A 24,700-nucleotide genomic window follows, 5' to 3' on the forward strand; every position below is an offset into this window, starting at 1 on the left:
CATGCCATTTCCCTTTCGCTTCCGACTTTCCGGTTCCATTCTATTAGGTACATTCCACATCGGCCTGTAATTTCCTGCCGATTGTAGTCAATTCATGTCCGCAAATAAACTATTCCCCATAGATATAGAACCGGCGAAGCCGTTCCGCCAACGTTCCGCTCTCGCCGCGTTCCCGCAGCACGAACGCTTTGACGGCGTTTCCTTGCGGGACGGCGTAAGGATCCGGCAGCCGGATCCACTCGTTCAGCACGCGAAGCAAGGAAAACACGGAAACGGTCAGCAGCAGCAAAAGCGCCACAAACACAAGTCTTCTGACCGCCTTGTGCAGTGAAACGACCATTATCGATCTCCTCCCGGGCACGTATATAAAGATTTTATGGGGATTATTTCGGGACAGGTTCTTCCCTACCCCACCATATGCCGGGCACGACGCCGATATGCTTGGTTTGCGGCGCGGAGGCTCGATGGAGCGACAGGCGTCCGCTCGTTCTCACCGGCCGGCGAAATCAAACAAACAGCTCCTCGATCCGCGCAAACGTTCCGCCCACCGCTTCCGCAACCTCACGGTGCGTGTACCGGCCGGCGTACGTGTTGACTCCCTTTTTCAGCGGTTCGTTCCCGGTCACGGCCCTTTCCAGCCCCTTCGCGGCCAGCTCGAGCGCATAGGGCAGCGTAACGTTCGCAAGCGCGAGGGTCGAGGTGCGCGGCACCGCTCCCGGCATGTTCGCCACCGCGTAGTGCAGGACGCCGTGCTTCTCGTACACCGGATCCTTATGTGTCGTAACACGGTCGATCGTCTCGATCGTGCCGCCTTGGTCGACCGCCACATCGACGATGACCGCGCCTTTTTTCATCGTTTTCACCATATCTTCCGATACGAGATGAGGCGCTCTCGCTCCCGGGATGAGCACCGCGCCGATCAGCAGGTCGGCTTTGCGGACGGCATTGGCGATATTGTAGGAATTGGACATGAGCGTGCGGATCGTGCCGCCGAAAATGTCGTCGATATAGCGCATCCGCTCGGCATTCCGCTCGAGAATGACGACGCTCGCCCCCATGCCGAGCGCCATCCGCGCCGCGTTCAAACCGACGATGCCGCCCCCGAGAATGATCACCTCCGCCGGCGGAACGCCCGGCACGCCGCCGAGCAGGATGCCGCGGCCCCCGTAGAAAGCCTCCAGAAACTGCGCGCCGATCTGCACGGCCATCCGGCCGGCGACCTCGCTCATCGGCGTCAGCAAGGGGAGCGCCCCGTTCGGCAGCTGAATCGTTTCATAGGCGACCGCCGTTACCTCCGCGTCGATCAGCGCCTTGGCCAGCCCCGGAGCTGCGGCCAGATGCAGGTAGGTGAACAGCAGCAGCCCTTTGCGGAAATAACCGAACTCCTCCGGCAGCGGCTCCTTTACTTTCATGATCATGTCCGCTTGCTTCCAGACGTCCGCCGCATCCGGGACCACAAGCGCGCCTTCCTGCCCGTAAGCCTCGTCCTCGAAGCCGCTCCCGACGCCCGCTTCGGCCTGAACGAGCACCTCGTGGCCCTCCGCCTTCAGCGCAGCCACTCCCGCGGGCGTCAGCGCCACACGGTATTCGCTTGGTTTGATTTCCTTCGGTACGCCGATTTTCATCTTCATGGCCTCCTTGTAGATTCGCTTCTTCGATCGTTCCCTACCGATAGCCGAAATATGTGCTTGCGGATTGTTTCTTGCCGTTCCGCCCAGCGCCGGCACTGCCGTCGTTCATAATATGTCGGGAGAAAGTAGAACGGGAGGCTTGCAGATGAGCAGGAGCGAATTGGGTGAGCTGCTATGCCGGCGCGCGCTCGGCAGCGGCGGCAGGAACACCGAGAGGAGACTGATCGCCGTCCGAAATAAAAGCGAGTACGACCGGTGTCTCGCCCGGCTAAAGCAGGAGGGCGTGAATCCGGTAAAATCGTTGCGCGGCGCCGGCCTCCTGTGCGTCCATGCGGATAAACGGCGCGATTGGAGCGAAATCAAGGCTCACCCGTCGGTTCGGTTCGTCGAGAAAGACGCCGTGGTTCGAACCCACGGCGCCTTGAGACGAACGGTTAAGCGGTCGGCTGCGGCCGGAGTGCCCTGGAACGTGACCCGCGTGCAAGCCCCGGTGCTGTGGCCCCGAACACGCGGAGGGGGCGTCCGGATCGCCGTCATGGACACCGGCATCGGTCCGCATCCCGACCTGGTCGTTGCGGGCGGCGTCAATACGACCGGCGGGCGCTCGTTCCGGGACGACAACGGCCACGGCACCCATGTCGCCGGCATTGCGGCGGGACGCGGCGGGCGCCGTGGCCGGGCCGGCGTCGCGCCGCGCGTCTCCCTCTATGCCGTCAAGGTGCTCGGAAGCGACGGCTTAGGTTTCATCTCGGACATCGTCGAAGGCATTGAATGGTGCAGAGCCCGCCGAATCCGCGTGATCAACATGAGCTTCGGCCTGCCGCCGGGAGTTGAAAGCCGCGCGATGCGCGAGGCTGTCCGCCGCGCCTACCGCAGCGGCATCGCCATCGCGGCTTCGGCCGGCAACGCGGGCAGAGCGTCCGGCGGCCTGGATTCGCCGGCCGGCTATCCCGAGACGATCGCCGTCGCGGCCTGCACCCGCGGCAACCGGATTGCCGGCTTCAGCAGCCGCGGACGCGGCATCGCCGTTGCGGCGCCGGGCTCGGCGATCCGTTCGACCTGGCCGGGCGGCGGCTACCGGACCATGTCGGGCACCAGCATGGCGGCGCCCCATGCCGCGGCCGGCGCAGCATTGCTGCTCGGCTTGCGCGGCAACCTCCGGCCCGCCGCGGTGAAGCGCGCGATGCGGCGCGGCGCCGGAAGCCTCGGCTTCGCCGTCCGGGCGCAGGGCGCCGGCTTGCTGCAGCTGCAAAATGCCGCCAGGACGTAAGCCTGGCGGCATCTCAAGCACAAGAGCTTTACAAAAAGACCCGGATGGTCGGCAGCTTATCCGCCTACGGTCAATTCCGCAACCATTCCCGCTTCGGCGTGTCCCGGCAGCGTGCATTTCGCTTGCAGCACCTTTGCCGCTTTCGGATCAATTTCCACAACGGCGGATTCACCCGGCGCGAGGATGCCCGAATCCACGCCCAATTGTTCAATTACAAGATTATGCGGAATCGCTCCTTTGTTTTTAATCGTGATTTTCACGGGATATTCCGATGCTGTCAAGCGAATATCGCCCTCGCCGATCGCATATTCCTTCAGATTGATCGCTCGCGCTGCCGTCTGTGGATCGCCGGCTTCCGTTGCCGAAGCCGAACATCCGGAGACGAACAATGCGGCGATAATCGCCAGTAGCCTGAACCTTTGCATCCGTCTCATGCCGCTTAATCCTTTCTGCCCATCATTTTACCCCGTTACCAAGAGGGCGGTGGCATACATCAATACGAACCCTGCGGCCAAACCGATCCAATTGGGCGCGGCCTGAATCTTTTTCACCAGTCCGTGGCCCCGGATCAGGCCCCAGCATTCCGCAATCACCTGTAAAATCGCCCCTGTCGCTATGCCGAAGAACAGGGTCGCCAATACGGGAGAGTAGGCGAATCCCCCGATCATTCCGCCCGCGATCGTCGGCACTCCAGCTATCGCGCCCATGGCCAACAGATGTCCCCAGCCGATCTTGCGGTTGACGCCCGGCGCGAGAATCGCTATGCCTTCCGTTACATTGTGAACGGTAAATCCGATGATCAACAGCGAGCCCAACGCCGCTTCGCCGAGAATGAAAGCCGAGCCGATCGCCAGCCCCTCGCCCATATTGTGAATCCCGATGCCGAGCGAGATCATGTAGGAGATAAGAAGACCGCTGCCCGCAATTCGGCCTCCCGCCTTTTTCAATATCGATTCGATCGCGATAATGCCGAAATAACCCAACGCGATGCCGGTAACCAGCATGGTGATGCCGCGAAACACGCCCGCTACGGTTGCAGCCAATTCAAATCCTTCCAGGATCGTATCCATGCCCAAAAAAGCCAGCACGCCGACGGTCAAAGCCACCAGGGCGGACAGGTACTTCGTTCCGACCTTCCGGAGAACCGGCAGCCAGAGGAATCCGAGAAACACCGGGATGATCCCGACGAATGTGCCCATCAGCATAAAGGTCCTGATATAATCCCAGGATACGGTCGGCGTTTGCAACGCTGCCGGAGCCTCGAAATTAAAGACAAACGCATCGGCCGTATATACGCTGATCACATAAGGCTTCGCTTCTTCCCACCAATAAGGAACGGTAATCGTTGCGGTGTCCAATCTTCCCAGTGTGCTGCCGGGATCAATCTCAACATTGTCCATGATGGCGCCATTGACCAGCACATTGGTAATCGTCAGATCATCCGGTCCCGTGTTTCTGACCTTGACTTGAATTTCATTGGGTTGAAATTCGATTTTAGAGGCGGACAGTTCATCGAACGGGATTTCCGGCGTGCCCAGCAGGTTTCCTCCGCTGCCCAACAGCCAAAATACCATGATACCCAAAAGGGCCAGCGGCACAAGGGCGGACAATACGATGCCCAAACCGCCCGTCCCTTTTTGTTTGTTTTTGCCAAGCTCCATATTTGCCATTACGGTCCCTCCCCTTGTTCGGATTTATTCGGTTACGTTAAAGATTCCCTTCCAGCCCAGACTGGAAAATTCGCTCTGATGGGCGTGGAACAAATATTTTCCGGGGTACTTGTAAGTGAATTCGATGATCCCGCGCTGGCCTTGCCCCAGGATGACATTATCGGTTATCTGGTCGGGCTCGGGCATCGTTCCGTTGTTGTAGTATTTGAACATGTTTCCGTGGATGTGGAAGGAATTGAGCGGATCGATTTCCGTCATATTCACCAGGTAAATGCGCACGGGCTCGCCCACTTTCAGCTCTATCGGATTGTCCATATATTCGAATGCCTTTCCGTTGACCGTGTAAAACTCGTTCGCCTCGCCGTCAAAGTCGATATCATAGCTGTTCATCACCATCGTCAGTTCTTTCGCGGGAGGACGCGGAGTTTTGGGATCGATGATGAAGGTGCCGTACATGCCCTGGTTGATATGTTCGGCCACAGGCTCTTGATGGCAATGGAACAAGTATAATCCGGGCAGTTCGGCGGTAAATTCATACACGTAGGTTCCGCCGGGTGCGACCGACTCGAATGTGCCGTCCGCTTTCGCGGGATGGATGCCGTGCAGATGGACCGTATGCGGGAATTTGCTTTTGTTCGTAAACTTGATTCTTACGTAATCTCCCTCCGTCACCCGAATCGTCGGTCCCGGCACCGTACCGTTGAAACTCCAGACAGGCATCTCGACGCCATCGGCAATTTCCATCGTCCGGTCTTCCGCTACGATTTCAAATTCTTTAACCGTCCGGCCGTCAGGGGCGGTCGATTTCTTCCCATAGTCGAATGAGGCGGGATCCAGCGGTCTCGCTTCGGGCATAGCCGCATCAGAAGCGGCACGTGTCGGTTTCGAAAGCGCAGAAAAGAAATTTACACTTCCAACGGCCAACACGATAAGGATCAACGCGCCGCCGATCCATAATCTCTTGTTCATCATTTCATTGCTCTCCCTTGCATGTGATTTGTCCCCACAAAAAAGTTTGTCTGTCCCCAAATAGTTTGTTTACTAAAAATGTTTTTACCTAGGGCAACTTTTGCAGCAAAAAAAATTTCCCGATTGCAAACCCTGCACCTCCCGAACATCCGACCGGAATTTGTACTGACGAAAAAAAGTTTGCCTGATGAAAATATAATACATCGGGACTCAAATTTATGCTACATTTTTTTTTAAAAACGCAAAAAACTCCCGCGCCGGCCGTGTCCAACGGGCCCGTGTGGGAGTCCTGTAACCGGATCAGCTGCCGGCCTGATTGTTTTTGTCCCGGCACCTGCTGCAGATGCCTTGGAAATCGAGCCGGTGATCGATCACCGTAAAGCCGTATTCCTGCTCCAGCCGCTCCTCGAGCGGTCCGAGCCAATCTTCCAAAATCTCATCCATCGCGCCGCATTGCACACAAATCAGATGATGGTGATGATGCTTGTTGCTGTCCGTGCGCAAATCATACCGGGCGACGCCGTCGCCGAAGTTCAGCTTCTCCACCACGTGGAGCTCGCTGAGCAATTCAAGCGTCCGATACACGGTCGCGAGGCCGATTTCCGGCGCCTTTTCCTTCACCAGCATGAACACGTCCTCGGCGCTGAGATGGTCTTCCTCATTCTCCAGCAGAACGCGCACGGTCGCTTCCCGCTGCGGGGTCAACTTGTAGCCCTGCGATTGAAGTTGCTGTTTGATTTTCTCGATTCGGGCTTCCATGTTGTCCCCCTTCGCGTCGACCAGCGCCGGTACATCTTTATCGATCATTTTGTGCTTTCATTATAGGCGCAGGATGAACGGAAAGTCAAACCTTTTACTAGTTTCTAGAGTCCGCCGGCGGCGGCTCCCAGCACGGGCGCGGCGAGCCGGATCAGCTGCGGCGAAAGGTACCCTTCAAGCAGCGCCGCGCCCCACAGAACGAGCAGCATGAACAGGCAGACGGCCGTATGGGACAGCAGCGGGTGGGCAAGCTCGCCGCCGGATTGGAGCAGCCTTTTTTTCACGACATGCAGCGAAAAAGCGATTCCGGCGACGCTCGCCATGATCAGCGCCGGAATGACGAGCAGGTTCGGCGGTGCGATCGCGGCGAACGCGAACAGCACGCCCTGCCAGGCATGCTCCTGGATCAAAGTCCCTACGGAGAAGCCGATCAGCACACCCTTTAAAAAATCGAGCGCCAGAATGAACGGCATGCCGACGACCGTCGCGCCGAGCAGCCAGATCAGCACGATCCACTTCGTATGAAATAGCGCCCGGTCGCGAAACGTATCCGCCGGGTCGGGCATAATGCCGGCTCGGAACATATCCGCGTACCGGCCTACCTCGCCGGTCACCTGCTGTTGCTGCTCAAGCGTAAGCGCATTGTACATGATCGCACCGAACACGACGCCGACCACGAACAGCACCGATACGAAAACGTACAGGGTGAACAGGTCTTGCGCCGGGTGGAGCCGTTTCAACGGCGGCATGGCACATGCCCCCTTCTTGTCCGATCTGGTACAGTCTATGAACCGGATCGGCCGGGTATGCCGGATGCAAATCGAAGATGAGCGACCACGATCAGAGGTAACTTTCGATGCGAGCGGACTTAACAGCCCGGTCGTCGGATTAAGCTGCAGAGCATCACGTCATTTTTTTGGGGATTATTTCACCTTGCCGTAACGTCCGCCGCCCCCCGCTTGCAGCTCGAGCGTCCCTTCCCTTGCCTGCACGATCCGCGACGCGGCTTCCGGACCGACCGTATCGGCGAGCTCTTGCGCAGCGGCCCGGTGAAGCACCGCCATCTCGGTGCCGAACCGGTCGAGCAGCTTATCCAGCAGCTTCCTGCCGATGCCCGGCACGAACTCGAGCGGCACCTGATAGACGTACGGAGGCCGTTTCGGGTCAAGCTTCGGCTCGGCTCGGCCGGCCATCGCGCCGAGCTGCCGGATGCGGTCCGCCACGCCTCCCACACGCCGCGCATTGCCGCACAACGGGCAGCGCTCCTCGTCGTCGTCGCTTTCCGACGTCGTCCCGCAGCTGTGGCAGTGGGTGCGGTGGTATTTGCCCAGCTTCGGATTCAGGCCGTAATTGGTCAGAATGCGGCGGCCCGCCTGCCCTTTCAGCGCCATGGCGAATTCCGCAAACGAAGGCTCTGCAAGCCGCAGCTCGTTGTATTCCCGGCCGATTTTGGCGAGCGAATGCGCGTCCGAATCGGTCAGAAACGGATAGCGGTCGAGCTCGGGAATCCGGCTCGCCATCGCCGTGTCGGCGCTAAGGCCGAGCTCCACCGCGTCGACCAGCTCCGGATCCAGCACATCGGACAGGCGGTCGGCGCTGCTTCCGTACAAGCTTTTATGCGGCGTAAAAATATGGGCCGGGACGAACAGGCCGCCCCGGCTTTTCGTCTCCTCCTGCAGCGCGCGCCCGGACACATAAATCCGCTGCGAGCTCAGCCGCACATTGCGCATATGGCGGCTCATCCAGCCGGTGAACGAGCGCATCGCGTCGAAGGCAGGCAGATAGATCAGATAATGGGCGGGTCCCGTGCCCGGCTCCTTCACCTCGATCTCCGAGCCGAGCAGCACCGTCGTATCGCGGTAGCGGATGCCGCCGCCCGGCGCTTCCTCCATTTCGCCGCGCTCCAGAAGGCCGGCGATGTCCGCCTGCACGCCAGGCGAATGCGCGTCGATGACGCCGAGCAGCCGGATGCCTTTGCGCGCCGACGCTTCATGAGCCAGATTGCGGAAGGTGAGATTGCGGCTGGCGCTGATTTTGACCGGCTCCCCCGCTTCCGTGCTTCCGATGTGCAGGTGCAGGTCGGCATAGACGGTTGACAGCCCCCCGGCTTCGGCCGCGTATGCGCGGGCTCCGGGTTGGCGGTCGCGCGGGTCCTCCGACTGCCGCGCCTTGCCGACAGCCGCTGTCGCTTCCGTCTCCATCAAGCCTGTCATTGCCATTGCCCGGTCAACCGGTACAGCTGCCACGCCTGCACCGCCATAATCGTTTTCGCGTCGCTGATTCGTCCCTCCTTGATGTAGCGCAGCGCTTCCTCGAAGGTCAACGCCTCCACGGTCAGAAACTCGTCGCTGTCGAGCGCCATCTCTCCGGCCGTCAGATCGTCCGCCACATAGACGAACAGCTTCTCGTCCGCAAAGCCGGGCGACGTGTAGAACGCGTGCAGCTGCTTCATCGATCCTGCTTTATAGCCGGTCTCCTCCTCCAGCTCCCTGTACGCCGAGTCCATCGGATCTTCTCCGGGATCCAGCTTGCCCGCCGGTATTTCCACCTGGAATTTCTCGAGCGGCTTGCGGTACTGCTCAACGACGAGCAGCTTGCCGTCCACCAGCGCGATGACCGCCGACGCCCCCGGATGCCGGACGATTTCACGCGTCGACGTGCCGCCTCCCGGCAGCTCCACGGTATCGACCTGCAGGCTGATCATCCGTCCCGAGAAGACCGGCTCCGTTTTCACCGTTTTCTCCGTCCATTGCCTTGTCTGTGCGTTGTTTTCCATTACGTGTTTCGCTCCTTCGGCCGGCGTTCGGCGTATTGTAGAAAACATTTTCCGGCCGGTCAGGGATAACTTGTCCGGCCGGCGCATATGGTTCATTATATCAAATCCGACGGGGGATGAATCGTATGAAGCAGTACATCGATCCGAAAAGCTTGCGGCTGGTCGGCAAGGCCTGGGAAATCCGCCACCAGCTGCGCAAAATAAACGGGAGCCCGAAAGGCCCCCGCAAGCTGAACGATTGGTTGAAAGCCGGCGGCGTGCCAACCCGTTAACGGTTCGGCAGCAGAACGAGCAGCGTCTCGTCCGAAGTCGGCCATAAGCTTCCGCCCTTTGGCTCCGCGCTAAGGGAGATGTTGTCCGTCGAACGCAATATCGGCGTCTTTACATGCAGGTGCGCCTTGCTTCCGGATACCGTCAGCAGACCAAGGCTCTCCCGGCGGTCGCCGAGATTCGCCCATGCCTGGTAATCGGCGCTTTCAAGCGAAGGCAGTCCGTCGAGCAGCAGCAAGGCTTCGCCGGCGTCTCCGCTTAACCACAAATAACCGTCGCCCGCCTCTCCGGCTGCCAGCCGAATCCGGTATTTGGACGTGTCGGGCGCCTGGAGCACGGCGACGGCCGACGGTTCGTTCCGGCTGACATAAGCCCGGATCGGGTCCGGCGAGCCGGCATTTTCGAGCAAGCCCGCAACCGTCAGCAGCAGGATGACGGCCGCGAGCGCGGTGCCCCAATAACGGGGATGCTTGAGTGAACGCAAGCTTTTTCTGATCCGTGCTCGCTTAACCGCCTTTACAAGCGCCCGACGGCTCTTCTCGGAAGGATAGAGATCGCATTCCGCGCCGATCGCCGCATAGTTCTCCGTGTTTGCCGGCGTACGGAACAAGCGGCGCCATTCGTCGCAAGACGCGCGGCAGGCCGGGCAAATCGCCAAGTGGCCGGTTAACGCATCCCGGCTGCCGGCTTCCGAATTGCCAAGCGCATAATCGGCCCATACCTCCTCGGGATAGCCATCCCGGCAAGCGCCGCCTTCACCTCTCAAGCGAACCGTTTCCATCCTCTCCATAACGCCTTCCTCCTTCCCCGCTGTCCGCCCAGCCTTTTCTCGCCAGCTGTTTGCGCATATTGCGCAATCCGTATCTCACCCATGATTTAACCGTGCCGATAGGCACATTCCAACCGTCCGCCATTTCCCTGTGCGATTTCGCTTCATAATAGGCGCCCACCAACGCCCGTTGCTGAACGACGGGCAGCTGCTGCAGCGCCTCTGCCAGCGCATCGCGCTGCAGCTTCATAACCGCCGCTTCCTCGGGATCGATTCCCGCCGCCCCGGCCTTCCTTCCTGCGAGCTCCTCTTCCACCCGGTCGACGATGATCTTCCGCTTCCGGCGAAGCCGGTCCATGCAGCGGCTGCGGGTCATAACGGCCAGCCAGGCATCAATCGATCCCCGCGACGCGTCGTAACAGCTTCCTTTTCGCAATACCTCCAGAAACACGTCATGACAGCAATCCTCCGCCTCCATCCGATCTCCAAGCACCCGAAGCGCCACTCCCATCACCAGCGGCGCATAGCGGCCGTAGAAACGCTCAAACGCTTCCCTCGATCCGTCGCACATGTCGCGGAGTATGCCGGGCATGTCCGGCCGATTGGGATCCATCGCCAGACAACCCCCTTTCTCTGTATATTGGCGGACTTTGGTTTTACCACGCTTATACAGCCCAAAAGCCCTCGTCTATCTATTATTTATCAAAACGAACGCGAAAAGGAAAATTCCGAAAAATTCGATCAGCCTGTAAATCCGCCGCGCGCGCTCGTTCGTACTTCTTCAAACGGCCGCTTTCAAAGGCGGAAACAAATAATCAAGGAGGAGATGGGCATGCGCCATGCATGCAGGAAAGCAGTATGGAGTCTATTGATGATCGCGCTGATCGCGGCGGCAGGAGGAACGGCGCAGCCGGAAAAGGCGCACGCGGCCCGTGACCTGGAGCTTTACACGCCGTATACCGCGCTGTCCGCGCCGCCCGGCGAATCGCTTAATTATGCGATCGAGGTAATCAATCGGGGCGGAACAACGCGTACAGTGACGCTGTCGATGCAGACCCGAGCGGAAGGCTGGACTTACGAGCTGACGGCCGGCGGCCGGGCGATATCGCAAATCGCCGTAAAGCCGGGAGAATCGCAGACGATCAACCTGCAGCTGGATGTGCCTCTTGAGGTTGACAAAGGGGAGTACAGCTTTCAGGTGAACGCCGCCGGATTTGCCGCCCTACCGCTTAAGGTTACCGTCTCGGAGCAAGGCACGTTCTCAACCGAATTCGAGGCGGAGCAGGCGAATATGCAGGGGCGCGCCGACTCCACCTTCACGTTCAGCACGTCGCTCCGCAACCGCACCGCCGAAGCCCAAACGTATGCGCTGAGCGCGGGAGTGGAGCCGGGCTGGGATGCCCGCTTTACGGTCGGCGGCAACAGCGTCACGTCCGTCGAGGTGGAGCCGAACGCGACTGAAGCCGTATCGGTGCAGATTATTCCTCCGGAGAAAGCCGCGGCAGGCACCTATAAGATCCCCCTGACCGCTGCCAATAACGCGGTTTCGGCGGAAACGAATCTGGAGGTCGTCATCACCGGCACCTACGACATCCAATTGACGACGCCCGATGAGCGGCTGAACGCGGAAGTGAAGGCAGGCAAATCGCGTACGATGGATCTGGTCGTGAGAAACAACGGATCGGCCGAGCTGGAAGATGTCAACCTGTCCGCCCAAACCCCTGTCGACTGGGAAGTCACGTTCGAGCCGAAAACGATTCGCAGCATCGCGCCGGGTAAATCGGCTAATGTGCAAGCGACGATCAAGGCCGACGACAAGGCGCTGGCAGGCGACTATGTGGTCAACATGACCGCAAGCGCCACCCAGAAATCGGCCGACGCCGCCATCCGCGTCGCCGTGCAAACGTCGGTGCTGTGGGGCTGGATCGGCATCCTGATAATTGCGGCGGTCGCAGCCGCGCTCTACTATCTGTTCCGGACTTACGGGAGGCGATAAGTCGTGACCGATCCGATTCCGGTTCATGCGGAACAACCGGCTATAGAACTGAAGGGGCTGACCAAAGCCTACGGCAGCCAATTGGCGGTCAGCCATCTCGATCTGACGATTGAACGGGGCGAAGTGTTCGGCCTGCTCGGTCCGAACGGCGCCGGCAAAACGACGACGATCCTGATGATGCTCGGCTTGACGGAACCGACCGGCGGCAGCGCGCGGGTGCTGGGGCTCGATCCGACTCGCAGCCCGCTTCAGGTCAAGCGCCGGGTCGGCTATATGCCCGACGACATCGGCTTCTACGAGGACAGGAGCGCGTTCGACAATCTGGTCTATACGGCGCGGCTTAACCGAATACCGGCCGCGGAGGCCGCGGCAAGGGCCGACGAGCTGCTGGCCAAGGTCGGCCTGGCTGAAGCCGCGCGCAAAAAGGCGGGCGCTTTCTCCCGGGGGATGCGCCAGCGTCTCGGCTTGGCGGATGTGCTGATCAAGCGGCCGGAAATGATTATATTAGACGAACCGACGCTCGGCATCGACCCGGAGGGCGTCCGCGAGCTGCTTGAGCTGATCACCCGATTAAGCCGCGAGGAAGGCTTGACCGTGCTGCTGTCCTCGCACCATCTTCACCAGGTGCAGCAGGTTTGCGACCGCGTAGGTCTGTTTGTGGAAGGAAAGTTGATTGCCAGCGGGGATATTGAGACGTTGTCCCGGGCGCTGGAAGCGGGCGGCACGGTAACTGTCGATCTCGAGCTGGCCGAATGGCCTGAAGACCTGGAAGCCAAGCTGCTGGCTGCGGAAGGCGTCATCCGGATTGATCGCCATGCAAGTGCGGGCATGAACGGGACGGCCGCGGCGCAAATTGCCTGCGCTTCCGACATAACGCCGGACATTGCCCGCATCGCGGTGGCCAGCGGCGCCGACCTGCTGTCGATCCGCCGCCGGTCATACGGCTTGGACGATATTTACCACCGCTATTTCGAGGGAGGCGACAAGAAACATGAAAGGCGTGCGGAGTGAAAAGGAACGGATAGCGTCCCCTTTCTGGATTATCGTGCAGAAGGAATTCGGCGATCATATCCGCAGCTGGCGGTTCGGCATCCTGCTCGCCATCATTGTCTTGGCTTGCGTCGGATCGATATACGCCGCCGTCACGGCTCTGCAATCGGGCGCGGCGGCGAACGAAACGGAGACGTCCTTTTTGTTCCTGCAGATGTTCACCGTCTCGGACGGCACCCTTCCCAATTTCGTGACGTTCGTTTCGTTTCTAGGCCCGCTTATGGGCATAGCGCTCGGCTTCGACGCCGTCAATTCGGAACGCAATAAGGGAACGCTAAGCCGGCTCATGTCGCAGCCGATCTACCGGGACGACTTCATTACCGCCAAATTCACAGCCTCGCTGCTGCTGGTCGCCGTCGTCATTTTCGCGCTCGGCTTTCTCGTCATGGGTTTGGGTTTGTTCACGATCGGCTACCCGCCGACGCCCGAGGAATTTTGGCGCGTGCTGCTGTTTCTGGCGACGGCCGTCGTATACGTCGGCTTCTGGCTTAACCTGTCCTTGCTGTTTTCCATCCGCTTCCGTCAAGCGGCTACGTCGGCGCTTGCCGGTATCGCGCTGTGGATTTTCTTCACCGTGTTCTACAGCCTTATTCTGAACTTGGTTGCGAGGGCAGTCGCTCCAGCGGAAACGGCCGCCGCGGAGCAGTTGGTCCGCTACCAGCAAACGATGCAGTTGTTCAGCCGCCTCTCGCCCGCGGAGCTGTTCACCGAAGCGACGACAACGATTCTGATGCCCGGCGTCCGCACGCTCGGACCGCTTACGATGGAGCAGGTGGTGGGCGCGATCCCAAGCCCGCTGCCGCTGGCGCAGAGCCTGCTCCTGATCTGGCCGCACTTGACGGGTCTCGCCGCCGCAACAATGGTATGCTTCGGCGTTTCGTACTATTTGTTCATGCGGCAGGAGGTCCGGTCCAGGTCGTAACGGAACGAGGCGCGCGAGGAAAGACGTCTTTCATGCGGAAGCTTCCGGGTTTCTGCAGAAGGACGTCTTTTTCGTCTCACGGCCGCCTGGCGATTTTCCGTCTGCCGAGCGCGATGATAACGAACGATTCGGGTAATGTTAAATGGTAGCCCAACAATCCGATGGAAGGAAGCGATCGAAGATGAATCAAACGCTGCAGACCGTCACCGAATGGCTGGAGGCGCACCGCGACCAAACGCTGCTCATTACGAAACGGGAAATGGACGACCTGGACCGCGTAAAGCTCCACCTGGATAATTCCGAATTCCAGCAGCTTGCGGAGAGCGAGTCGATCGACGATTACACCGACGGAGTCGCGCTGCTGCTGCATGGGGAAGGCGCCGTGCTGAACGGCGGCGGCGAGCACCCGCTGCCGCAAGACACGTTCGTAATCTCGATGGCCGGTCTGTCGGACGCCCACGCGCTCGGCGACAGCCTTGAGTTAACGACAGAACGGGCCTCTTATACGATTATGACGGAGCATTAGAACGCTTGGCCGCTGCGACCGAAAAAACCCGCCGTCATCGACGGCGGGTTAATCGCGATCTTCCTATCGCGACGTTATGCTATTTATTCGCTTGCTCGCCGGCAAGCTTGACGATCTGCACGACAAGCTCGGTCGTTTTCACCAGGTCCGCGACCTTGATTTGTTCCTTCGTCGTATGGATGTGCTCGTAGCCGACGGCCAGATTGACAGTCGGCACGCCGAGTCCGTTGAAAATGTTCGCGTCGCTGCCGCCTCCGGAATGGAACGTGCGCGGCGTGCGGCCGACGCTCTCGATCGCCGCCTTCGCGAGCTCGACGACAGGGTCGCCGTCCGTGTACCTGTAGGCGGGGTAAATGATCTCGCTGTCGAACTCCGCCGTTGCGCCGTAATCGGCCGCGGCGCTCTCCAGCGCGGTCCGCATCGCCTCGACCTGCCGGTCGAGCTTATCCTGCACGATGCTGCGCGCTTCCGCGTCCAGCTTGACGAAGTCGCAGACGATATTCGTCGCGCCGCCGCCCTCGAACCGGCCGATGTTGGCCGTCGTCTCGTGATCGATCCGCCCGAGCGGCATGCGCGCGATCGCCTTGGCGGCCACCTGGATGGCGCTGATCCCGTCCTCCGGATTGACGCCGGCATGCGCCGACTTGCCGTTCACCTTCATCGTGATTTTGGCCTGCGTCGGAGCCGCGACCGCAATATCGCCGATCCGGCCGTTCGAGTCGAGCGCGTAGCCGAACTTCGCCTTGAGCCTGCCCGCTTCCATCGCCCTGGCGCCGTAAAGTCCGGACTCCTCGCCGACGGTAATGACGAACTGCACGGGGCCGTGCGGAATGCCCTGCTCCTTCAGCACCTTGACCGCTTCCAGCATCGCCGCGAGGCCGGCTTTGTCGTCCGCGCCGAGAATCGTCGTGCCGTCGCTGCGGATATAGCCGTCGTCGTCAAGCTGCGGTTTAATCCCGGCTCCCGGCGCGACCGTATCCATATGGGACGTGAAGAAAATAACCGGCGCGCCCTCCGCGCCGTCCGCCTCCAGCATCATAAACAGGTTGCCCGAGCCGTGGCCGGTTTTCTCGGCGGCGTCGTCTTCCTCCACGGAAAGCCCGAGCGCTCCGAATTTCTCCTTGAGCACCTTGCTTATTTCCTGTTCATGCCCGCTTACGCTGTCGACCTTCACGAGCGCCATAAATTCGTCCACCAAACGTTGTTCCTGAATCATCGGCTTTCCTCCATCCTGCGAGATCGTATACAATAGAAACAGATTTTCACACCGAAAGGAGTACGTCAAGATGCATAACCGAAAATGGATACGGATTACCGCCCTCGTGCTCGTTGCGGCGATGGTCGTCAGCACTTTATTCGCCGCCCTCGGCTGGCTCTTCTATTAAGTTGCTTCCGATTCGTCCGAAAATACGGCAAAGGTGCGGCGCGATTTCCGCCGCCGCCCGCCGGACCGGCATTTCCCGGCCGGTCACATCCTCGAAGGATGTGACCCCGTACTGCTGAATGCCGCAGGCGACGATGCCGTCAAAGCCTGCGCCGGCAATGCCCGCCTTCAGGTTAAGCGCAAAGCCGTGGCTCGTGACGAACCCTTTGCGCAGCCGGCATTTGTTGAATTTGACGCCGATCGCCGCGATCTTTTCATCCCCTACCCATACGCCCGTGTATTCCGGTTTGCGGCTGCCGGTCACGCCGTAGCCGGCGAGCCAATCGATCAGCGCCTGCTCCAGGCTCCGCAAATAGGCATGCAGGTCAAGGCCCGCCGCATCCAGATACAGCAGCGGATAACCGACAAGCTGGCCCGGCCCGTGGTAAGTGATGTCGCCGCCGCGGTCGATTTGAAAAACGTCGATGCCGCGCGCTTCCAGCTCCGCCTCATTCAGGAGCAAATGCTCCGGATGATTCTGCGAACCGATCGTGTAGGTCGGGGGATGTTGAAGCAGCAGAATCGTTTCCGGGCTTTCGCCCCGGTCGACCGCTTTTACGAGCGCCTTCTGCCGGTCCCACGCCTCCGCGTACCCGATCATCGGAATATAGCGGATGTCAAGCGGAAGCGCTGGCCGGTCCTCCGCGCTTTTTCCGCGCCCCGTGTCATATACGTCCCGCACATTCCCGTTCTCGCTCATAAGCCGCTGTCCCTCTTTTAGTATAGCTTCGTCTCCAGATTGTAGCCTTCCAGGTTATCCTTCACGCGCTGAAGAAAACGTCCGCAAATGACGCCGTCGAGAATCCGGTGGTCGAGCGACAGGCAAATATTCGCCATCGACCGGACGCCGATCATGTCGTTGATGACGACCGGGCGCTTCACGATCGACTCGAACGTGACGATGGCCGCCTGCGGATAGTTAATGATCGGATACGACAGGATCGAACCGAACGAGCCCGTATTGTTCACCGTGAACGTACCGCCCTGCATGTCGGTGATCGACAGCTTTCCTTCCCTCGTCTTGCGGGCGAGATCGTCGATCTCGCGGGCCAGGCCGGCGATGTTTTTCTGGTCGGCGCCCCGGATGACCGGCGTCCAGACGCCGTCCTCCGTACCGACCGCAAGGTTGACGTTGATGTCGCGCTTGACGATGATTTTGTCGACCGCCCACACCGCATTCATGATCGGGTAATCCTTGATCGCGTTGATGACCGCCTTGAGGAAAAACGCCAGGTACGTCAGGTTGATCCCTTCCCGCTTCATGAACTCGTCCTTCAGCTTGTTGCGCAGCACGACCAGGTTCGTCACGTCGACCTCGATCATCGTCCAGGCGTGCGGAATTTCGGTCACGCTCTGGCGCATGCGGGTCGCAATCGTATTGCGGAGCGGCGTCACATCGATAAAATATTCCCCGCGCCCCGGCTGCGACGGCCCTTCGACCTCGACCGACGGGATCGTCGGGATACGCGGCGTCTCCGACAGATGCAGGCCCGACGAGCGGACCGGCATTTTCGGCTGGGCGCCCGCCGGGTCGGCGGCGGCGCCAGGCTGCTTTGCCGGACCGCCTGAAGCGATAAAGGCCAGCACATCCTTGCGCGTAATCCGTCCGCCGATACCCGTTCCGTTCACGAACGCGAGATTGACGCCGTTGTCCGCCGCCAGCCGCTGCACGGCCGGCGAATAACGGTGGCGCATGCTCGCATCGCCGTCTTCTTCGCCTTGGGCGGCGGCTGCCGCCGCCGCGTTCTCCGGCCCCGGCGCATCCGGACGGACATCCGGCTCGCCCGAGCCTTCCGTCTCGATCAGGCAGATCGGCGCCCCGACCGGCACCGTTTCCCCGGCTCCGACCAGAATTTTCACCAGCTTGCCGGCAACCGTGGAGGGCAGCTCCGCATTTACCTTATCCGTGTTGATTTCACAAATCGGCTCATACATGTTTACGCTGTCGCCCGGAGCCTTCAACCATTTGTCGATGGTCGCCGACACGAGCGATTCCGCCAGCTGCGGCATGACGATTTCGGTCAATTGATTTCCCATTGCTCAACCTCCAAAACACTAAATAATCCCCAAACATGAAGTAATGCTCTGCGGCGTACTCGAGGAACTCCAAACAAAATAAATGCTAGTACAGCGCCAGCTTGCGCATCGCGTTCTTGAGCTTATCCTTATTCGGCATAAAATATTTCTCGCCCGGCGCGTTGATCGGCATCGCCGGCACGTCCGGACCGCACACCCGCACAATCGGCGCGTCCAGCTCATACAGCAGCTCCTCGGCGATGATCGCCGCGACCTCCGCTCCGACTCCGCCAGTTTTGTTGTCCTCGTGCACGATCATGACCTTGCCCGTCTTGCGCACAGCCTCGAGAATCGCTTCTTTATCAAGCGGCTGCAGCGTACGCAGATCCAGAACATGCGCGCTGATCCCTTCACCCTTCAGTTCCTCTGCGGCCTCCAGCGCATAGTGGAGCGGCAGGCTGTAGCCGATGACGGTGATGTCGTCGCCTTCGCGCAGCACGTTGGCCTTGCCGATCGGCACGACATAATCGTCCTCCGGCACATCGCCGTTCACCAATTTGTAGCATTTCTTGTTTTCAAAGAACAGAACGGGATCGGGGTCGCGCACGGCTGCTTTGAGCAAACCTTTGGCGTCATAGGCCGTAAAAGGCGCGACGATCTTGAGGCCCGGCGTGCCGAAAAACACCGATTCCGGGCACTGCGAGTGGTACAAGCCGCCGAACACGCCGCCGCCGATCGGCGCGCGGATGACGACAGGACAGCTCCAGTCGTTATTGGAGCGGTAACGGATTTTGGCCGCTTCGCTGATGATCTGGTTCGTTGCCGGGAACATGAAATCGGAATACTGCATCTCGGCGATCGGCTTCATGCCGACCATCGCCGCTCCGATCGCGACGCCTGCTATGGCCGACTCCGCCAGCGGCGTGTCCAGCACGCGCTCCTCGCCGAACTGCTCCTGCAGCCCTTTGGTCGTCGTGAAGACGCCGCCTTTAAGCCCCACATCTTCCCCGAGCACGAACACATCTTCATCGCGGCTCATTTCTTCCTTCATCGCCAGACGAATGGCGTCGATGTAATCCATAACCGGCATGCTCAGCGTCCCCCTTCCGTGCCTGCATCATCCGCGTAGACGTGCCGCAAAATGTCCTCAGGCGCGGGGAACGGCGCCTTGTCCGCATACTCGATCGCCTCGTCCATCATCCGGTTAACGTCCTTAAGCAAAGCGGCTTCCTTCTCCTCGTCCCACAAGCCGCACTCAATCAAATATTCCTTATATTTCCGAACGCCGTCCTTGTCGCGGTGAGCGTCGATTTCCTCTTTCGTCCGGTAAGCCAAATCGTTGTCGGACGTCGAATGCGGCGACATCCGGTACATGACCGCCTCGATGAGCGTCGGTCCATCCCCGGCCACGGCGCGGTCGCGCGCTTCCTTCACGACGCGGTACACCTCAAGCGCATCATTGCCGTCCACCTTGTACCCCGGAAAGCCGTAGCCGAGCGCCCGGTCGCTGATATGGCCGGCGACCTGCTTGTGCAGCGGCACCGATATCGCATACTGGTTGTTTTCGCACATGAAGATGACCGGCAGCTTGTGAACGCCGGCGAAGTTGCAGCCCTCGTGAAAATCGCCCTGGTTGCTCGAGCCGTCGCCGAACGTCACGAAGGACACGATCGGCTTGCGCTTCAGCTTGGCCGCGTAGGCTATCCCCACGGCATGCGGCACCTGCGTCGTGACCGGGCTCGAACCCGTAACGATGCGGAGCTTTTTGCTCCCGAAATGTCCGGGCATCTGTCTGCCTCCGCTGTTCGGGTCCTCCGCTTTGGCGAATACCGACAGCATCAATTCACGCATCGTCATGCCGACCGCCATCACAAATCCGTAGTCGCGGTAATAAGGCAGAAAATAATCGTTGTCCCGGTCCAGCGCGAACGCCGCCGCCACTTGGGCCGCCTCTTGGCCGATGCCGGACACGTGGAAATTGATTTTGCCCGCCCGCTGCAGCAGCAGCGACCGTTCGTCATACCTTCTGGCCGTCAGCATCGTGACGTACATTTGCACCGCCGTCTCATCCGTCAGACCGAGCTCCCGATGACGGAACGCTTGCGTTACCGATCCGGTATTTGCCATATTGCAGTCTCCCCTTCCGGCGCAAGAGGGATCATGGAATTTGCTTGATCTGCTCTTAACACCAGGTACTAATACTTGCCTGTAGCTATTATAATCCTTCTTACGCAAAAAGAAAAATGAATTAACGCACAGAGCCCGTCCTATAAAGCCAGCGATTGCCCGTCGATCGCCAGCATCGCCTCGCCGAGCGCTTCGGATAATGTCGGATGCGGATGAATCAGCTGGCCCAGTTCCCATACGGAAGCGTTCAGCAGATCGGCCAGCCCCGCCTCGGATATAAGATCGGTCACATGCGGACCGATCATATGGACGCCGAGCACATCGCCGGAATCGCGGTCGGCCACCACCTTCACGAACCCGTCCGTCTCGCCGAGTACGATCGCTTTGCCGATCGCCTGGAACGGCATTTTGGCCGTCTTCACCTCATGCCCGTTCGCTCTGGCCTGACTCTCCGTCCAGCCGATCGACGCCGCTTCCGGGCGCGAGTACACGCATCGCGGAACGCGATGGGCCTCGAACGGAGCATGCTTGGCGCCCGCGATATGCTCGGCGGCCGCAATTCCCTCGTGTGCCGCGGCATGCGCAAGCTGCACGCCTCCGATGACGTCGCCGATCGCATAAATATGCGGCTCCGTCGTCTGCAAATGCGCATTCACGCGAATAAAGCCGTCCTGCGTCTGGATATCGGTCGCTTCCAATCCGATCCCTTCGACATTCGCCTGGCGGCCGATCGATACGAGCATGCGGGCGGCTGTCAGCACCATATTGCCTTCGCCCGTTTCCGCCTTCACGGTCACGCCTCCATCCCGCAACTCGCACGTTTCGGGAAGCAGCCGCACCGAGGTCAGCACCCGGGCGCCTCTGCGCCGCAGCAGCTTTTCGAGCTCGGCCGACACGTCGGCATCCTCGCCCGGAAGCAGGCGCGACGCCGTCTCGACTAACGTAACCTGAACGCCGAAGTCGTTCATCATCGACGCCCACTCGACGCCGATCACGCCGCCCCCCACGATCAGCAAATCCTTCGGAAGCTCACCCATCGCCAACGCATCGTCACTGGTCATAATATGTATGCCGTCATACGGCAAGCCGGGCAGCATCCGCGGACGGGAGCCGGTCGCCACGATCAGGTTTTTCGATACGACCGTCTCCATCTCGCCGTCCGGCAGCTCCACGGCCAATGCCCCGCTGCGCGGGGAGAAGATCGAAGGGCCGATAATACGGCCCTTGCCCTGTATGATATCGATGTCATGCTTTTTCATCAAATATTGGAGTCCCCGGTGCAGCTGGTCGACCGTTTGCCGCTTGCGCTCGGACACCAGATCGTAACGGACCGATGCCGAACCTTCGGTTACGATGCCGTACCGCTGCGCATCCTTCACCGTATGATAAACCTCTGCGCTCCGCAGAAGCGATTTACTCGGTATGCAGCCCCGGTGCAGGCAGGTGCCGCCCAACTTGTCCATTTCGATGACAGCCGCCTTTTTCCCCAGCTGTGCAGCCCGTATGGCGGCCGTATAGCCGCCCGGACCGCCGCCAAGCACAGCTACGTCCACTTGTATCGTCATCCGACATTCGCCTCCGATTCCCTGTGAAGGGCATTCCGCCCGTTACTATTGTACCTGTTTTTGCTCCCGAAAACATGTGTTAAATGACATATGCCCGGCAAATGGACAGTCCATGCCCAAAAAGGTATGATAGGAACGATGTGACGGACGGTTAGGAGGTTCCTTTGGAATGAAGCAAGTCATTGCCAGATTTATCGCCGTTTTGCTCCTGGTTATCCCCGGTGTGTCTGCGACCTACGGCTTTTTGCTGGTGAAAGCAACCCTGTTCGATTATTTTTCCGGCTTCGGCGCGGAGCAGCCGCCGGATTTTCAATGGTTGAAGTTCCTGATTGGCCTCGTGCTATTTTTTGGAGGCGTCGCATTCATCGCAGGCTGGATCTTTTTCCGCGACCGCAAACGCAATTATGTCGCCCCCCGCTTCAAAGCGAAAAGACCCCGCCCGCCGCGGCCGGATCGCGACGGTTCACAATAATGATTTACAGAATTGAAAGGGCTGCGGCAAAATCGCGTTTAAGCGTTCTGCCGCAGCCCTTCTTTCACACGGTGACGATACATTCATTCCTCAGGCTATTCGTAAATGCACGGTTCTCCTCAGGAAACCTTATGCTCGATCCGCAGCTTGTCCGCGACCATCGCGATGAACTCGCTGTTGGTCGGCTTGGACTTGCTGATGTTGATTGTGTAGCCGAACAAATGGCTGATGGAGTCGATGTTGCCGCGCGTCCAGGCCACTTCGATCGCATGGCGGATCGCGCGTTCAACGCGGGAAGGCGTCGTCTTGAACTTTTCGGCAATCGCCGGATACAGCGTCTTGGTGATCGCGCCGAGGATCTCGATGTTGTTGTACACCATCGTGATCGCCTCGCGCAAGTACTGATACCCTTTAATATGCGCAGGCACGCCGATTTCATGTATGATGCTGGTGATGTTCGCGTCGAGATTTTTGCCTTTGGCCAGCGGCACGACGTTCGATTTCGGGAGCAAGCCGCTGTTGTAGTTCGACGGGGAGACGACCGCTTGATTGCCGACCAGCTGGCGGATCCGGTTCGCGAGAATTTCCATGTCGAATGGCTTCAATATGTAGTACGATGCGCCAAGCTGAACCGCTTTCTGAGTGATGTTCTCTTGTCCGAAAGCGGTAAGCATGATGATCTTCGGCATCGGGTTCAGATTCATATCGCGCAGGCGCTCCAGCACGCCGAGCCCGTCAAGATGCGGCATAATGATGTCCAAAATAAGAATGTCCGGCGCTTTGCGCGATTCTTCAAGCAAACGCAGCACTTCTTCGCCGTTATAAGCGACGCCGGCAACGGTCATATCGGTTTGTTCAGAGATATACTCGGACAACAAATTTGTGAATTCTCGATTATCGTCAGCCAGCAAAACTTCGATTCTTTGCAAGGTGTGAGTCCTCCCTTAATATAGTCGTTAATTCATGTTCAATTCCTTTCCTCGTAACGTTTTCGACACCCCTTACCGAAATCCTTCTGTCGAATATTATTTTTTCTTTACTTTTTTTCAGGTCGTGATTTATAATATATAATTTATTACATCAAACGAGTATTTCTGAAACATTTCGTTTAAATTCTTATTTATTCGACAAAATGAAAAGCTTAGGGCGCGTTCATCCCGCCTTAAGCTTTTGGCTTTCCGTTTGCAGCAAAATGCCCGCATCCCTCAGCATCCACTCGATGAAGCAACCGTAACCGGATGAAGGATCGTTGACGAAAACATGCGTGACTGCGCCGACCAGCTTTCCATCCTGTATGATCGGGCTTCCCGACATGCCTTGAACGATGCCCCCTGTCTGTGCAAGCAGCTTCTTGTCGGTGATCTTGATGACCATGCCTTTCGTGGCAGGCGATGTCTGTTTGGATACATGCGTAATCTCGATATCGAAACGTTCGACCCGCTGGCCGCCTACAACCGTCAAAATTTCAGCGGGGCCTTCCTTGACCTCCTCCGCGAAAGCGACCGGAACCGGTTCGCCGGCATAAGCGGGCTGGGGCAGTTCCTTCATTCGCCCGAAAATTCCGAATGCCGTATTGCGCTCAACGTTGCCCAGCACTTTCCCTTCTCTGATGAATTGCGCCCGTTTCTCGCCCGGCTCGCCGCTCGAGCTCTTGTTGATCGAGGTGACGCTCGACTGTACGACCTGGCCTTCTCCGACCTCGATAGGCGACTGGGTATCCATATCCGTGATGACATGGCCGAGTGCTCCGTACACGCCCTGATCCGGCGCATAAAAGGTCAGCGTTCCGACTCCGGCGGCCGAATCGCGGATATATAACCCGAGCCTCCACGCCTTGTCCTCGCTGTCGTACGCCGGCCGTATTTCTTTCCTGAGCAACTGACCGCCGCGCCGAACTTGAAGCTTCAGCGTCGTTCCCGCTTCGCCCGCCTTCTCTACGATCGAGGCCATTTTGGCAACATCGTTCAAACGAACGCCGTTGACGGAAACGATCAAATCGCCAAGCCGAATGCCCCCTAGCTGGCCGGGCGATACCTGCGCGCCCTCGGTCACGCGAACCTGATGGTGCCCCACGACCATAATGCCGGCCGATTTCACCTTAACCCCGATCGTTTGGCCGCCGGGTATCACCTTCAAATCGGGAACGACTGTCAGTCTTACGGTCTTAAAAGGGATCGAACCGAATAATTTCAGTGTCATTTCGGTACTGCCGCTGCGGCCCGGAACCAACGAAAGCGGATTTTTCAAATTCACTTCGGTACTCGCTTTGCGGGAACCGTTCACCCTTACCATTTCGGGATCGACGGTAACGACCGCATGCACCGGCATCTCATAATGGAGCTTTTTCTGCTGCCCGGAAAACAACCGAAGCTTTGTCGGAAAGGCGGCATAATGTTGAAACGGGGAGGAGAAGCCGACCAAGCAAACGAAGAACACGAGTACAAGCCCGAACCATCGCTTCCGTTCAGTGGAGTTCAATGATTTCACGC

The 24,700-nt window shown here is 59.2% G+C and carries 27 protein-coding genes; 8 read left to right on the top strand and 19 right to left on the bottom strand.

Annotated elements, in window-relative coordinates:
• Positions 1 to 109 precede the first annotated feature (109 nt).
• Both RWM61_RS04430 and ald read right to left on the bottom strand, forming a co-directional pair.
• On the bottom strand, positions 110 to 340 hold the full coding sequence (locus RWM61_RS04430; RefSeq protein ID WP_313997820.1) for a DUF4227 family protein: 231 nt from the start codon (positions 338 to 340) through the stop codon (positions 110 to 112).
• Positions 341 to 506: 166 nt separating this feature from the next.
• Positions 507 to 1,625, bottom strand: a complete 1,119-nt coding sequence (ald, locus tag RWM61_RS04435; RefSeq protein ID WP_313997822.1) for an alanine dehydrogenase — start codon at positions 1,623 to 1,625, stop codon at positions 507 to 509.
• Positions 1,626 to 1,776: 151 nt separating this feature from the next.
• Here ald and RWM61_RS04440 point away from each other — a divergent pair, with 151 nt between their 5' ends.
• Positions 1,777 to 2,901, top strand: a complete 1,125-nt coding sequence (locus RWM61_RS04440; protein WP_313997824.1) for a S8 family serine peptidase — start codon at positions 1,777 to 1,779, stop codon at positions 2,899 to 2,901.
• Between the two features lie 56 nt (positions 2,902 to 2,957).
• Here the strand turns inward: RWM61_RS04440 and RWM61_RS04445 are convergent, their stop codons facing one another.
• From RWM61_RS04445 to RWM61_RS04475, 7 genes are all read right to left on the bottom strand, one after another.
• Positions 2,958 to 3,335: a plastocyanin/azurin family copper-binding protein gene (locus RWM61_RS04445; protein ID WP_313997826.1), complete on the bottom strand. Its 378-nt coding sequence runs from the start codon at positions 3,333 to 3,335 to the stop codon at positions 2,958 to 2,960.
• 27 nt (positions 3,336 to 3,362) lie between these two features.
• The gene (locus RWM61_RS04450; protein ID WP_313997828.1) at positions 3,363 to 4,571 is read right to left on the bottom strand and encodes a ZIP family metal transporter; all 1,209 of its coding nucleotides are present in this window, start codon (positions 4,569 to 4,571) and stop codon (positions 3,363 to 3,365) included.
• 24 nt (positions 4,572 to 4,595) lie between these two features.
• Positions 4,596 to 5,543, bottom strand: coding sequence for a multicopper oxidase domain-containing protein (locus RWM61_RS04455; protein WP_313997830.1), 948 nt, complete (start codon positions 5,541 to 5,543; stop codon positions 4,596 to 4,598).
• Positions 5,544 to 5,840: 297 nt separating this feature from the next.
• Positions 5,841 to 6,299: a Fur family transcriptional regulator gene (locus RWM61_RS04460; protein WP_313997962.1), complete on the bottom strand. Its 459-nt coding sequence runs from the start codon at positions 6,297 to 6,299 to the stop codon at positions 5,841 to 5,843.
• Positions 6,300 to 6,403: 104 nt separating this feature from the next.
• On the bottom strand, positions 6,404 to 7,048 hold the full coding sequence (spoIIM, locus tag RWM61_RS04465; RefSeq protein WP_313997832.1) for a stage II sporulation protein M: 645 nt from the start codon (positions 7,046 to 7,048) through the stop codon (positions 6,404 to 6,406).
• 174 nt (positions 7,049 to 7,222) lie between these two features.
• Positions 7,223 to 8,545, bottom strand: coding sequence for an endonuclease Q family protein (locus tag RWM61_RS04470; protein ID WP_313997834.1), 1,323 nt, complete (start codon positions 8,543 to 8,545; stop codon positions 7,223 to 7,225).
• Entirely contained in the window at positions 8,509 to 9,075 is a 567-nt protein-coding gene (locus tag RWM61_RS04475; RefSeq protein ID WP_313997836.1) for an NUDIX hydrolase, read from the bottom strand. Before RWM61_RS04475 ends, RWM61_RS04470 begins: the two co-directional genes overlap by 37 nt.
• 125 nt (positions 9,076 to 9,200) lie before the next feature.
• Between RWM61_RS04475 and mciZ the strand changes: the two genes are divergently transcribed.
• Positions 9,201 to 9,347 carry a Z-ring formation inhibitor MciZ gene (gene mciZ, locus RWM61_RS04480; protein WP_313997838.1) on the top strand — a complete coding sequence of 49 codons (147 nt, stop codon included), beginning with the start codon at positions 9,201 to 9,203 and terminating at the stop codon, positions 9,345 to 9,347.
• Here mciZ and RWM61_RS04485 read toward each other — a convergent pair.
• Both RWM61_RS04485 and RWM61_RS04490 read right to left on the bottom strand, forming a co-directional pair.
• Positions 9,344 to 10,135, bottom strand: coding sequence for an anti-sigma factor (locus tag RWM61_RS04485; RefSeq protein WP_313997840.1), 792 nt, complete (start codon positions 10,133 to 10,135; stop codon positions 9,344 to 9,346). The two genes, mciZ and RWM61_RS04485, sit on opposite strands and share 4 nt — an antisense overlap.
• Positions 10,101 to 10,727, bottom strand: a complete 627-nt coding sequence (locus RWM61_RS04490; protein ID WP_313997842.1) for a sigma-70 family RNA polymerase sigma factor — start codon at positions 10,725 to 10,727, stop codon at positions 10,101 to 10,103. The genes RWM61_RS04485 and RWM61_RS04490 overlap by 35 nt, the downstream gene beginning before the upstream one ends.
• Positions 10,728 to 10,946: 219 nt before the next feature.
• On the opposite strand from RWM61_RS04490, the gene RWM61_RS04495 reads away from it, so the two are divergent.
• From RWM61_RS04495 to RWM61_RS04510, 4 genes are all read left to right on the top strand, one after another.
• Positions 10,947 to 12,110 carry an NEW3 domain-containing protein gene (locus RWM61_RS04495; RefSeq protein WP_313997844.1) on the top strand — a complete coding sequence of 388 codons (1,164 nt, stop codon included), beginning with the start codon at positions 10,947 to 10,949 and terminating at the stop codon, positions 12,108 to 12,110.
• Between the two features lie 3 nt (positions 12,111 to 12,113).
• Positions 12,114 to 13,121, top strand: coding sequence for an ABC transporter ATP-binding protein (locus RWM61_RS04500; protein ID WP_313997846.1), 1,008 nt, complete (start codon positions 12,114 to 12,116; stop codon positions 13,119 to 13,121).
• Positions 13,102 to 14,082 (top strand): ABC transporter permease, encoded by a 981-nt coding sequence (locus tag RWM61_RS04505; protein ID WP_313997849.1) that lies wholly within the window; start codon positions 13,102 to 13,104, stop codon positions 14,080 to 14,082. Before RWM61_RS04500 ends, RWM61_RS04505 begins: the two co-directional genes overlap by 20 nt.
• 181 nt (positions 14,083 to 14,263) lie before the next feature.
• Positions 14,264 to 14,608 (top strand): hypothetical protein, encoded by a 345-nt coding sequence (locus RWM61_RS04510; protein WP_313997851.1) that lies wholly within the window; start codon positions 14,264 to 14,266, stop codon positions 14,606 to 14,608.
• A gap of 79 nt (positions 14,609 to 14,687) precedes the next feature.
• Here the strand turns inward: RWM61_RS04510 and RWM61_RS04515 are convergent, their stop codons facing one another.
• Entirely contained in the window at positions 14,688 to 15,824 is a 1,137-nt protein-coding gene (locus RWM61_RS04515; RefSeq protein WP_313997853.1) for a M20/M25/M40 family metallo-hydrolase, read from the bottom strand.
• Between the two features lie 70 nt (positions 15,825 to 15,894).
• On the opposite strand from RWM61_RS04515, the gene prli42 reads away from it, so the two are divergent.
• Entirely contained in the window at positions 15,895 to 15,993 is a 99-nt protein-coding gene (prli42, locus tag RWM61_RS04520) for a stressosome-associated protein Prli42 (RefSeq protein WP_313997855.1), read from the top strand.
• Here the strand turns inward: prli42 and lipB are convergent.
• From lipB to lpdA, 5 genes are all read right to left on the bottom strand, one after another.
• Positions 15,961 to 16,731 carry a lipoyl(octanoyl) transferase LipB gene (gene lipB / locus RWM61_RS04525; RefSeq protein WP_313997857.1) on the bottom strand — a complete coding sequence of 257 codons (771 nt, stop codon included), beginning with the start codon at positions 16,729 to 16,731 and terminating at the stop codon, positions 15,961 to 15,963. The two genes, prli42 and lipB, sit on opposite strands and share 33 nt — an antisense overlap.
• A 17-nt stretch (positions 16,732 to 16,748) precedes the next feature.
• Positions 16,749 to 18,068 (bottom strand): dihydrolipoamide acetyltransferase family protein, encoded by a 1,320-nt coding sequence (locus RWM61_RS04530; RefSeq protein ID WP_313997859.1) that lies wholly within the window; start codon positions 18,066 to 18,068, stop codon positions 16,749 to 16,751.
• Positions 18,069 to 18,153: 85 nt separating this feature from the next.
• On the bottom strand, positions 18,154 to 19,137 hold the full coding sequence (locus RWM61_RS04535; protein ID WP_313997861.1) for an alpha-ketoacid dehydrogenase subunit beta: 984 nt from the start codon (positions 19,135 to 19,137) through the stop codon (positions 18,154 to 18,156).
• A gap of 2 nt (positions 19,138 to 19,139) precedes the next feature.
• Positions 19,140 to 20,174, bottom strand: a complete 1,035-nt coding sequence (locus RWM61_RS04540) for a thiamine pyrophosphate-dependent dehydrogenase E1 component subunit alpha (protein ID WP_313997863.1) — start codon at positions 20,172 to 20,174, stop codon at positions 19,140 to 19,142.
• Positions 20,175 to 20,314: 140 nt separating this feature from the next.
• Positions 20,315 to 21,739 carry a dihydrolipoyl dehydrogenase gene (lpdA, locus tag RWM61_RS04545; RefSeq protein WP_313997865.1) on the bottom strand — a complete coding sequence of 475 codons (1,425 nt, stop codon included), beginning with the start codon at positions 21,737 to 21,739 and terminating at the stop codon, positions 20,315 to 20,317.
• A 169-nt stretch (positions 21,740 to 21,908) separates the two neighbouring features.
• Here lpdA and RWM61_RS04550 point away from each other — a divergent pair, with 169 nt between their 5' ends.
• The gene (locus RWM61_RS04550; protein WP_313997868.1) at positions 21,909 to 22,211 is read left to right on the top strand and encodes a DUF2627 domain-containing protein; all 303 of its coding nucleotides are present in this window, start codon (positions 21,909 to 21,911) and stop codon (positions 22,209 to 22,211) included.
• A gap of 119 nt (positions 22,212 to 22,330) precedes the next feature.
• Here the strand turns inward: RWM61_RS04550 and spo0A are convergent, their stop codons facing one another.
• Positions 22,331 to 23,140: a sporulation transcription factor Spo0A gene (spo0A, locus tag RWM61_RS04555; RefSeq protein WP_313997870.1), complete on the bottom strand. Its 810-nt coding sequence runs from the start codon at positions 23,138 to 23,140 to the stop codon at positions 22,331 to 22,333.
• Between the two features lie 223 nt (positions 23,141 to 23,363).
• Positions 23,364 to 24,689, bottom strand: coding sequence for a SpoIVB peptidase (gene spoIVB / locus RWM61_RS04560; RefSeq protein WP_313997872.1), 1,326 nt, complete (start codon positions 24,687 to 24,689; stop codon positions 23,364 to 23,366).
• Positions 24,690 to 24,700 lie beyond the last annotated feature (11 nt).

This window comes from uncultured Paenibacillus sp. (assembly GCF_963515335.1).
GTDB lineage: Bacteria > Bacillota > Bacilli > Paenibacillales > Paenibacillaceae > Paenibacillus_I.